At 69.6% G+C, this 10,232-nt stretch carries 12 protein-coding genes, 1 tRNA gene and 1 other RNA gene; 11 read left to right on the top strand and 3 right to left on the bottom strand.

Translation table 11 applies throughout. The annotated features are described in order from the left end of the window. Positions 1 to 170 precede the first annotated feature (170 nt). From VG296_RS12910 to VG296_RS12900, 3 genes are read left to right on the top strand one after another with little or no spacing between them, the layout of a single operon-like run. Positions 171 to 1,376 carry a hypothetical protein gene (locus tag VG296_RS12910; RefSeq protein WP_325565915.1) on the top strand — a complete coding sequence of 402 codons (1,206 nt, stop codon included), beginning with the start codon at positions 171 to 173 and terminating at the stop codon, positions 1,374 to 1,376. Then, on the top strand, positions 1,373 to 1,528 hold the full coding sequence (locus VG296_RS12905) for a hypothetical protein (RefSeq protein WP_325565914.1): 156 nt from the start codon (positions 1,373 to 1,375) through the stop codon (positions 1,526 to 1,528). The genes VG296_RS12910 and VG296_RS12905 overlap by 4 nt, the downstream gene beginning before the upstream one ends. After that, a complete protein-coding gene (locus tag VG296_RS12900; RefSeq protein WP_325565913.1) occupies positions 1,525 to 1,653 on the top strand; it encodes a hypothetical protein in 129 nt (42 codons plus the stop codon). The genes VG296_RS12905 and VG296_RS12900 overlap by 4 nt, the downstream gene beginning before the upstream one ends. A gap of 329 nt (positions 1,654 to 1,982) precedes the next feature. Here VG296_RS12900 and VG296_RS12895 read toward each other — a convergent pair whose 3' ends face one another. Both VG296_RS12895 and VG296_RS12890 read right to left on the bottom strand, forming a co-directional pair. Next, the gene (locus VG296_RS12895; protein ID WP_325565912.1) at positions 1,983 to 2,942 is read right to left on the bottom strand and encodes a serine hydrolase; all 960 of its coding nucleotides are present in this window, start codon (positions 2,940 to 2,942) and stop codon (positions 1,983 to 1,985) included. Between the two features lie 338 nt (positions 2,943 to 3,280). Next, positions 3,281 to 3,688, bottom strand: coding sequence for a hypothetical protein (locus tag VG296_RS12890; RefSeq protein WP_325565911.1), 408 nt, complete (start codon positions 3,686 to 3,688; stop codon positions 3,281 to 3,283). Positions 3,689 to 3,731: 43 nt separating this feature from the next. On the opposite strand from VG296_RS12890, the gene VG296_RS12885 reads away from it, so the two are divergent. Beyond that, the gene (locus VG296_RS12885; RefSeq protein ID WP_325565910.1) at positions 3,732 to 3,953 is read left to right on the top strand and encodes a hypothetical protein; all 222 of its coding nucleotides are present in this window, start codon (positions 3,732 to 3,734) and stop codon (positions 3,951 to 3,953) included. A gap of 61 nt (positions 3,954 to 4,014) precedes the next feature. On the opposite strand, the gene VG296_RS12880 is transcribed toward VG296_RS12885, so the two are convergent. Beyond that, a tRNA-Ser gene (locus tag VG296_RS12880) sits at positions 4,015 to 4,099 on the bottom strand. Positions 4,100 to 4,162: 63 nt separating this feature from the next. Here VG296_RS12880 and ffs point away from each other — a divergent pair. From ffs to VG296_RS12845, 7 genes are all read left to right on the top strand, one after another. Next, an RNA gene (gene ffs, locus VG296_RS12875) (signal recognition particle sRNA small type) lies at positions 4,163 to 4,259 on the top strand. Between the two features lie 188 nt (positions 4,260 to 4,447). Continuing rightward, positions 4,448 to 6,616: a DNA polymerase III subunit gamma and tau gene (locus tag VG296_RS12870; protein ID WP_325565909.1), complete on the top strand. Its 2,169-nt coding sequence runs from the start codon at positions 4,448 to 4,450 to the stop codon at positions 6,614 to 6,616. A 101-nt stretch (positions 6,617 to 6,717) separates the two neighbouring features. Beyond that, positions 6,718 to 7,068, top strand: a complete 351-nt coding sequence (locus VG296_RS12865; RefSeq protein WP_325565908.1) for a YbaB/EbfC family nucleoid-associated protein — start codon at positions 6,718 to 6,720, stop codon at positions 7,066 to 7,068. Positions 7,069 to 7,083: 15 nt separating this feature from the next. Then, the gene (recR, locus tag VG296_RS12860; RefSeq protein ID WP_325565907.1) at positions 7,084 to 7,695 is read left to right on the top strand and encodes a recombination mediator RecR; all 612 of its coding nucleotides are present in this window, start codon (positions 7,084 to 7,086) and stop codon (positions 7,693 to 7,695) included. After that, positions 7,688 to 8,218: a DUF5063 domain-containing protein gene (locus tag VG296_RS12855; RefSeq protein ID WP_325565906.1), complete on the top strand. Its 531-nt coding sequence runs from the start codon at positions 7,688 to 7,690 to the stop codon at positions 8,216 to 8,218. The genes recR and VG296_RS12855 overlap by 8 nt, the downstream gene beginning before the upstream one ends. 181 nt (positions 8,219 to 8,399) lie before the next feature. Next, positions 8,400 to 9,665, top strand: coding sequence for an aspartate kinase (locus VG296_RS12850; RefSeq protein ID WP_325565905.1), 1,266 nt, complete (start codon positions 8,400 to 8,402; stop codon positions 9,663 to 9,665). Between the two features lie 7 nt (positions 9,666 to 9,672). Further along, positions 9,673 to 10,232 (top strand): aspartate-semialdehyde dehydrogenase (locus VG296_RS12845; protein WP_414641089.1); only part of this gene is annotated, 560 nt, incomplete at its 3' end.

The following is a 10,232-nucleotide window of genomic DNA, read 5'->3' as shown; positions in this document are numbered from 1 at the left end:
GCCGACCTGCTCGCTCGTGCGGGTGTCCAAGTTATGCGGCTGCCAGAATCCCGCGCGCCGCCGCTCGTGCGCAACCGGAATGGCCGACTATCCCACCAACGGGTACCGCGCGGGGGCGCCGAGGCGCTACCGTGCCAGCGGAGATACGGGTGGATCTCGAAGGGGGAAAGATGTCCGCAGACAATCCATGGGATGCGCAGGCGTACGGGGCGCCGCAGCAGAGCCCGCAGCAGAACTACGGACCGGCGCCGGGTTTCGGTCAGCCGCAGCAGGTCCCGCAGCAGGCACCGGTACAGCCGCAGCCGCAGGGAGAGCCGCAACCGGCGTTCGGCCCGCCGCAGCAGCAGTACCAGCAGCAGCACCCGCAACAACAGTATCCGCAGCAGTTCCAGCAGCCGCTTCCGCTTCCGCAGCCGCAATACCCGCAGTATCAGCAGCAGCCGAACTACGGTCCGCCGCAGCAGCAGCAGTTCCAGCAGGGCTTCGCTCCCGACGGCTGGTCCGTGCCGCAACAGCAACAGCATCAGCAATACCAACAGCAGTGGCAGGGTGAGCCAGGCCGCGGGATGCGCGTCGCCGCGTTGATCCTGCTGATCGTGGCCGTCGTCATGACCATCGGCAGCGAGACGGCGCTGGTGGGCCTAGGCAGCCTCGCCGGCAACGTCGCGACTCTGATCTTGATCGTCGGCCTCGGTATCGCCGGGGGCGCGATGCTCGACCGCAGGGCGCGCAACTGGAGCGCAGGCCTCGCCGTCGGCCTGGCAATCACAGAGGCGCCGATATACATCCAGCAGCTCCGGTCCGGCGACCAGATCTGGTACCAGTTCTGGAGCGTCGGCGCCCTACTCGCCACCGCGCTCGGCGGCCTGTTCGCCTTCGTCGCCCTGCAGCAGGAACGCGCCGTCGCCGAGCCGGGGATCAAAATCCCCATGCCCGCCGTGGCGCTCGCCATCCCGGCCGTGCTGTTCTGGGCGGTCAGCGACGTGCTGAACAACTTCACCTGGAAGTACACGGATTCGTCCGGTAGCTTCGCGTGCTGCTCCTGGTCGCATCAGTCCGGCCAGGACAAGATTGCGAACGTGCTCACGATCCTCGCCCTCGCGGTCGTCGTGCTCTACGCCGCCCAGGCCACCCGGGCGGGCCTGGCCAAAGGGCTGCTCGCCGGAGCCTTCGTGTTCATGGCGTCCCAGGCCGCTGGCACCGTCTTCGCAGTGCTGGCCCCCGGCTCGACGATCAGCAACCTGCACGGCATGACCGACGTGCACGCGTCGATCGATAATGGATTCTGGTTCACCCTTGTCGGATTGATTCTGTTCGCGGCTGCCTTCATCACCCAGCGCAGCGATCCGCGTGAGAGACAAGGAGCCACGAGATGACGCAGTACCTGATCTCGTTCGACGACGGCGCGATGACATTCCCCGAAGAGGAGTTGCCCGACGTAGCCGAGGCCGCGCAAGCGGTATGCCAGGACGCCAAGGACGCCGGCGTATGGATCTTCGGCGGCGGGCTACAGACCCCGCACGGATGAGCGTGGTGGCCATCGGCGGGACGATCACCGACGGCCCGCCGTCGAGCAAGGCCTACATCGGCGGATTCGCGGTCCTCGACGTCCCCTCCCGCGCGGACGCGACACAAACGCGAAACAGCCCCTGACCACGTGCTTCACGATCAGGGGCTGTTCCCTTGCGCGGAGGATACGAGATTTGAACTCGTGAGGGGTTGCCCCCAACACGCTTTCCAACCGATCTTCCGGCCGTTCTGGATCTCGCATTGGTCGCTCTACCTGCATGAACGCAATCTGCGCGATCAGTGCGAGGGTGCGCACACGGGCGAACTGAGACCCAAACTGAGCCCCCGCCAAGGACCCTTGAACTGAGCTCGTGCCGACTTGAGTCCGCTGGTGGGCGGGTCGGGATTCAAGCTGAGCTGAGACGATAGAGCGGTCGCGCGAACGCAGGATGAGATGAGCCCCCTACGCGTCCTCATGGCTCATGTCGTTCGTCGGCCCGTACCCCGGTCGCGGCACGCCGCAGGTATTCGACGGCCATCTGGGCGGCGGCACCGATCACCCGGGAGGCACTGTCCGGGTCGGCATCCGGATCGAGTTCCTGGGTGAACACGGCGACGGCGTACCGTTGCCCGTCGGGATACATCACTGCCCCGACGTCGTTGCTGATCGCTCCCGGGCCAGTGCCCGCTTTGGTCGCGACGGTTCCCGATTTGGCCGCGATCGACACGTCCGCGTCAAACCCAGTCGCGATCTTCCGGGTCAGCCACTGGCTGCCCATCATCGCCCGTAGATCCGCGCACGCCGCCGCTGGGCCCGCCTCGTCACGCCAGATCAAGCGGACCAGCCGCGCCATGTCCTGTGCAGTGGTGTAGGGCACAGTGTCGGGCTGCGCAAACGATGCGTAGAACGCGCGGCGCATCTCAGCGGCACGGGCAGGTGCTGCTTCCGCGAGGGCACGACCATGCTCGGCGAGGTCGGCGAAGCCGAGGCCGCGACCGATGGCATCGAAGTGCTCACGGATGGTGCAGGTGAAGTCTGTGTGCGCCAGGCCCAGCGCCGCCATCCGGGCAGCGATTCGCTCCGGACCGACCCGGCGGATCACCGCGTCGGTCGCCGTGTTGTCGCTGATCGTCAGCATCAGCACGGCCAGGTCGCGCAGCGAGACCTCCGCCGTGTGCGCGAACAGACATAGCCCCTGCCCACCGGGTGTGCGCTCGTCCGGTGAGAGCCTGACAGTCTCGGCCGGATCCAGCTCGCCAGCGGCTGCCTGGCATAGCAGCTCCAGGCCAACTGCGATCTTGAACGTCGATGCGGCGTAAGCCTGCTCGGCCGCCCGCACACCAACCCGGCCTGGGCCGTCGATCTCCGCCACACTGAGCATCCCCCGGTAGCCGGACGCCGTGAACAGCGCCTCCACATCATCCTCAATCATGCCCCTGACTCTCGCAGGCGGTCAGACGACTGCGCACCGCAGTTCGCTGAGGGCAGAAGACGGCCGCCATCGACCAACCCGTGCCGGACCGCACGACTGACGAACGGTTACCATGCGTGATCACGACGACCAGACTGCCGAGGCAGGCACCATGCTCAACGCTCCGGCCTGGGCAGTGTGTGGGCCTAACTTTGCTTTACCTCATCAAGAGGGGCCCGGGCTCGCCGGGCACGGCGCCCATAGCCCTCCTGAGAGCCCGCACCGCGCTACGTCACAGCGCGCAGCACGGCCCGCGTGCTCACCAGGGCTCTGGCAGGCCGAGCAGCGGCGCGCCGTGCTCACTCATCGCTGGCCTCAGGGCGCCGCGGCTCGGCCGGCCGCCGCCCACTCGCAACGTCGCGGTACGTGGGGACTAAGCCGGACGAGACGATCGGCGCCTCAGGGTCTCCGGAGGCCGCGAGTCCGGCCGGGAAGCTACCGAGCCGAACAGGGTCCAGTTCTCCTGACAGTTGCTTGTTCAGTTGGGTCAGCTCGCGGTATGCCTCAGCGAACATCGGGACGAGCGAAGCGAGCCGTTGCAAGACTTCCGCTGTAGGCATCGGCTCGATCGGCTTGCAGAGTTCATCGAAGCTCTTCACGCCGGTCACCTCGACCAAAATGATCTGGTAGCCGAGCGTGGGCAGCCCGTGGGTACCGTTCTCCCAGTTCTGCACCAAGCGCTTCGCGCAGCGGTTCGGCAGACTCATCTCGCGTCCGACATCCTGAACCCGTCTGGCAACGGCGGCGACATTGCTGCTGATCCTGAAGGTTCCCGACCGTGCTGCGCAGGGTGTCATGGGCTGGTCGGACGCCAGTATGCCCGCGCGGTATCAGCATGTCGTGAAGGAGGTTCAGCAGGACATCGCGGACCAGGTCGGCGGGCTGTTGTGGACGTTCCCGAAGCCTCGAACTGCAACTGAAACTGCAACTACTGAGACCGGAACTGAGACCCGCGATCTTCCGACGAGCTGATAGCCAGAAAGCAAGACAACCCCCGAGCAGCGTTTCCGCTGGTCGGGGGTCGTTCTCTGCGCGGAGGATACGAGATTTGAACTCGTGAGGGGTTGCCCCCAACACGCTTTCCAAGCGTGCGCCCTAGGCCACTAGGCGAATCCTCCGTGGGCAAGCTTACCCGACGGCGGGGGGTGCTTCGCCACCCGCTTTCTCGGCTATGCTGTCTGGCGGACCCCTCGTGTGGCGTCACCCCACCGAACCCCCCCAGGGCAGGAATGCAGCAAGGGTAGGCAGGCTCTGGCGGGTGCGCGAGGGGTCTTATGCTGCGGTGACGAAGGTGGTGACGACACCCCACCGAACCCCCACTGTCGTATTCAAGCGGCAGGAATGCAGCAAGGGTAGGCAGGCTCTGGCGGGTGCGCGAGGGGTCTTATGCTGCCCGGACACCGGGCCGTCACGGACTGTCGCGCGGGATGTATCTGGTTGTCGGTGGAAGCGGCTAGGCTCGGGTCGTGTCGCTAGCCCTGTACCGCCGCTATCGCCCCGAGACCTTCGAGGAGGTCATCGGGCAGGAGCACGTGACCGGGCCGCTGCAGCAGGCGCTGCGCAATCAGCGGGTCAATCACGCCTATCTGTTCAGCGGGCCGCGCGGGTGTGGGAAGACGACCAGCGCGCGGATTCTGGCGCGCTGCCTCAACTGCGAGCAGGGGCCGACGCCGACGCCGTGCGGGAAGTGCAAGTCGTGCGTGGGGCTGGCGCGTGGCGCTGGCGGGTCCATCGACGTGATCGAGATCGACGCGGCCTCGCACGGTGGTGTGGACGACGCGCGTGACCTGCGTGAGCGGGCGTTCTTCGCCCCCGTGGAGTCGCAGTACAAGATCTACATCCTGGACGAGGCGCACATGGTGAGCTCGGCCGGGTTCAACGCGCTGCTGAAGGTGGTCGAGGAACCGCCGCCGCATCTGAAGTTCATCTTCGCGACCACGGAGCCGGAGAAGGTCATCGGGACCATCCGCTCGCGTACGCACCACTACCCCTTCCGCCTCGTGCCGCCGGGGACGCTGCGCGAGTACCTGGCCCACCTGTGCGAGCAGGAGGGCATCAAGGTCGAGCCGGAGGTGCTGCCGCTGGTGGTGCGCGCGGGCGCGGGTTCGGTGCGTGACTCGCTGTCGGTGCTGGACCAACTGCTGGCGGGCGCGGACGAGAACGGCGTCTCGTATCCGGCCGCCGCGGCGCTGCTCGGCTACACGGACGCGGCGCTGCTCGACGAGGCCGTCTCGGCGTTGGCGGCGCGGTCCGGCGCGACGGCGTTCGAGATCGTGGACCGGGTCGTCGAGGGCGGGCACGATCCGCGCAGGTTCCTCGGGGATCTGCTGGAGCGGCTGCGGGACCTGGTCATTCTGAACGCCGTGCCGGATGCGGGCGCGAAGGGCCTGATCGCGGCGCCGGCGGACCGGCTGGCGCGGATCGCCGAGCAGGCGGCGGCCTTCGGGCAGGCCGAGCTCTCCCGCGCGGCCGACCTGGCGAACACCGGGCTGACCGAGATGCGCGGGGCCACGGCGCCGCGGCTGCTGCTCGAGCTGGTCTTCGCGCGCATCCTGCTGCCGGGCGGCGAGGATTCGGCCAGATCGCTCGCGGCGCGGCTGGAGCGGCTCGAGCGCTTCGGCCCGCCCGCGTCGGCGGCGCCCAGTCCCGTCGCCGCGCCGACTGAGCAGCCGACACGGCAGGACCCGGCGACGTATCCGGCCGAGGTGGCGGACGCGCCGCCGCCCCCGGCACCCGTTCCCGCGCAGGCGGCGTCGGCGCTCGCCACGCCGCCGTGGCGCGCCGCGGCGACGCCCGCTCCCGCGCAGGCGCCGCCGCCGCAGCAGCCGGGCCCGGCCGCCGCTCCGGCGCCCGCGCAGGGCGGCGCGGGGTACGACGTGGCGACGATCCGCGGGCGCTGGGAGGAAGTGCTGGACCGGGTCCGCGCGGTCAGCCGGGTCAGCTGGACGATGGTCTCCGCGGACAACGCGAACGTGGTCGGCGTCGAGGGGCGCACGATCCAGCTCGGCTTCAAGATCCCGACGCTGCGGCAGAACTTCCCCGGCTCCAAGCACGAGGACGCGCTGCGGCAGGTGCTCGGGCAGGTCTTCGGCGGCGATTGGCGGATCGACGTGATCGTCGATCCCTCGGCCGGGCACGGCGGCGGCCACGGCGGTTCCGCAACGAATCAGCCCCCGCAGACGCCCGCGGGCGGCGGCAACGGTGGCGGCCAGCCGGGCGCCGGCCAGTGGTCGAGCGTGCCCGCGCCGCCCGCACAGCAGCAGGCACCGGCCCCGCAGTCCGCGCCGTCCCCCGCCGCGCCGCCGTCCGCGGGCCCGTCCCAGGAGCCGGCGCAGTCCGCCGGGGGCACCGCGGTCGCGACGTTGACGGCCCCCGCGCCCGCCGCGGAACCCGAGCCGCCGGCCCCGCCGGCCTTCGTCGTGCCGGTGCCCGCGCCGTCCCCCGAGCCGAACGGCTACGAGTTCGACGGCCCGCCGCCGCCCTTCGTCGAGCCGCCGTCGGACGAGAACTTCGACCCGCACCTCGCCGCGCTCGACGACGAGGCCGTCCCCAACGATCCCGGGCCCACCGCCCGCGATCTGCTGATCAAGGAACTGGGCGCGAGCATCCTGGACGAGATACAGAACACGGATTGACCCGGAGCCCTATCCGGGCTCCGCACCGTAGGCTCGGGGAAGGGCGGTGTCCCGCCCGTGAGGAACGAGGGAGCAGCAAGGTGTTTCCAGAGGGATTCGACATGGGTTCGCTGATCCAGCAGGCCCAGCAGATGCAGCAGCAGATGGAGAGCGCCCAGCGCGAACTCGGCGAGGTCACCGTGACCGGCACCGCGGGCGGCGGCCTTGTCGAGGCCACCGTCACCGGGCTCGGCGAGCTGACCGGCCTGAAGATCTCCCCGGAGGCGGCCGATCCGCAGGACACCGAGACGCTCGCCGACCTGGTGATCGCCGCGATCCGGGACGCCAACGCACAGGCCGACACGCTGCAGCAGGAGAAGCTCGGCCCGCTCGCCGCGCTCGGCCAGGGCGGCGGCCTCGGCGGGCTGACCGGCGGCGGCCCGGGCGGCGCCACCTTCCCGCTGGGCTTCTAGGAAGACCGGCCGACCGTGTATGAGGGCGTGGTCCAGGACCTGATCGACGAGCTCGGGCGGCTGCCGAACATCGGCCCGAAGTCGGCCCAGCGCATCGCCTTCCACCTGCTGCAGGCCGATCCGGTGGACGTCAAGCGGCTCGCCGAGACGCTGCTGAAGGTCAAGGAGACGGTCCGCTTCTGCGAGGTCTGCGGGAACGTGGCCGCCGCCGAGCGCTGCCGGATCTGCCTGGATCCGCGCCGCGACGTGTCTGTGCTCTGCGTGGTCGAGGAGTCCAAGGACGTCGTCGCGATCGAGAAGACCCGCGAGTTCCGCGGCCGCTACCACGTGCTCGGCGGGGCGCTGTCTCCGATCGAGGGGATCGGCCCGGACGAATTGCGGGTACGCGAACTCATGGCCCGGCTCGCCGACGGCGTGGTGACCGAGCTGATCCTGGCCACCGACCCCAATATGGAGGGCGAGGCCACCGCCAGCTTCTTGGCCCGCCTGGTCAAGCCGCTGACCGCGGACGGCTCGCTGGGGGTCACCCGGCTCGCCTCCGGCCTGCCGGTCGGCGGCGATCTCGAATACGCCGATGAAGTCACCCTGGGCCGCGCGTTCGCCGGAAGAAGGAAGATCGATGGCTGATATCGCTGTGCTGGACGAAGACCTGGAGTTCACCTCCGCCATCGCCGACCAGGTGGAGTCCTTCCTGGTCGCGGTGCGGGCGGTGGCCCGCGGCGAGGCGGACGCCTCGGCGGTCTCGATGCTGCTGCTCGAGGTCTCCCAGCTGCTGCTGGCCGGCGGCCGGCTCGGCGCGATCGCGGACGTGATCCCCGCGGAGCGCTTCGAGGAGGACCCGGGCCCTGACCCGGACCTGGACGAGCTGCGCGACCAGCTCGCCGTGCTGCTCGACCCGTGCGACGTCTACCGCGAGGTCTTCGATCCGCTGGCGGTGCCCACCGAGGTGGAGACCCGGCGGATCTCCGACGACATCGCCTCGATCGTCGCCGAGCTGGCGCACGGCCTGACCCACTTCCGGGCCGGCCGGGAGACCGAGGCGCTGTGGTGGTGGCAGTTCTCCTACCTGTCCGGCTGGGGCCCGGCCGCCTCCGCCTCGCTGCGCGCCCTGCACTCCATCGTGGCCGGATCCCGGTTGCAGGAGACCTGATCCGCCGCCCGGCCGGTGGCACGTGTGTCATCAGATGGAACGAACGGGACAGCTCGACCGTCCGCCGATAGCATGGGCCCCGCCTCCGGTTCGTCGACGCACGCCAGTAGACGTGCGCGGCTGGGGGCAGCGTCGCCGGGTCAGTAGGCCCTGGGCGCACGAAGAGAAGACGGAGCTCACTGTGAGCCTAGTCGTACAGAAGTACGGTGGCTCCTCGGTGGCCGATGCCGAGAGCATCAAGCGCGTGGCCAAGCGCATCGTCGCGGCCAAGCGCGCCGGAAACGAGGTTGTGGTCGTCGTCTCCGCCATGGGCGACACCACCGACGAACTCATCGACCTCGCCCAGCAGGTCTCCCCGTTGCCCGAGGGCCGGGAACTCGACATGCTGCTGACCTCCGGCGAGCGCATCTCGATGGCGCTGCTCGCGATGGCGATCGGTTCACTCGGAGTCGAGGCGCGGTCCTTCACCGGATCCCAGGCAGGCGTCATCACCGACCGGGTGCACAACAAGGCGCGGATCATCCGCGTCACCCCGGGGCGCATCCACAAGGCGCTCGAGGAAGGCGCGATCGCGATCGTGGCCGGCTTCCAGGGCGTCTCCCACGACACCAAGGACATCACCACGCTCGGCCGCGGCGGCTCGGACACCACCGCCGTCGCACTGGCCGCGTCGATGGGCGCCGAGGTCTGCGAGATCTACACCGACGTGGACGGCGTCTACACCGCCGACCCGCGGATCGTGCCGACCGCCCGCAAGCTGCCCACCGTGCAGTACGAGGAGATGCTGGAGCTGGCCGCGTCCGGCGCCAAGATCCTGCACCTGCGCTGCGTGGAGTACGCGCGGCGCTTCGACGTCCCCATTCACGTACGGTCCTCCTTCTCCACGCTGGAGGGCACCTGGATCCGGCACACCCCCGAAGGAGCCGACATGGAGCAGGCGATCATCGCAGGGGTCGCACACGACACCAGCGAGGCGAAGATCACGGTGATCGGCGTGCCGGACAAGCCGGGCGAGGCCGCGCGCATCTTCCGCGCGGTGGCCGACGCCGAGATCAACATCGACATGGTGGTGCAGAACGTCTCCGCCGCCTCCACCGGCCTGACGGACATCTCCTTCACCCTGCCGAAGACCGACGGCGCCAAGGCGATGAGCCTGCTGGACAAGCTCAAGACGCGGATCGGCTTCGACTCGCTCGCCTACGACGACCAGATCGCGAAGGTCTCGCTGATCGGCGCGGGCATGAAGTCGCACCCGGGCGTGACCGCCGTGTTCTTCGAGGCGCTGGCCAAGGCCGGGGTGAACGCGGAGATGATCTCCACCAGCGAGATCCGCATCTCCGTGGTCTGCCGCGCGGACAGCGTCCGGCCCGCGGTCGCCGCCATCCACACCGCCTTCGAGCTCGACTCCGAGGCCGAGGCCGTGGTCTACGCCGGGACCGGGCGGTAGCCGCGACATGAGCGAGTATTCCAAGAAGCTGCCCACGCTCGCGGTGGTCGGCGCGACCGGTGCTGTCGGCACCGTGATGCTGGACATCCTCTCCACCCGGCAGAACGTCTGGGGCGAGATCCGGCTGATCGCCTCGCCGCGCTCGGCGGGCAAGCTGCTCACGGTGCGCGGCGAGCAGGTGCCCGTCGTCGCCCTGAGCGAAGAGGCCTTCGAGGGCGTGGACGTCGCGATGTTCGACGTGCCGGACGAGGTCTCCGCGCAGTGGGGCCCGGTCGCGGCGGCGCGCGGCGCGGTCGTGGTCGACAACTCCGGCGCCTTCCGGATGGACGCGGACGTGCCGCTGGTCGTGCCGGAGGTCAACGCGGCCGCGGCCAGGCAGCGTCCGCGCGGGATCATCGCGAACCCGAACTGCACCACGCTCTCGATGATCGTCGCGATGGGCGCGCTGCACGCAGAGTACGGGCTGACCAAGCTGGTCGTCGCCTCGTACCAGGCCGCGTCCGGCGCCGGCCAGCCCGGCGTGGACACCCTGCGCGAGCAGTTGGCGAAGGTGGCCGCGACGCCGGG

Source organism: Actinospica sp. (assembly GCF_035552695.1).
GTDB lineage: Bacteria > Actinomycetota > Actinomycetes > Streptomycetales > Catenulisporaceae > Actinospica.
This window is presented reverse-complemented; position numbering and strand designations above follow the sequence as displayed.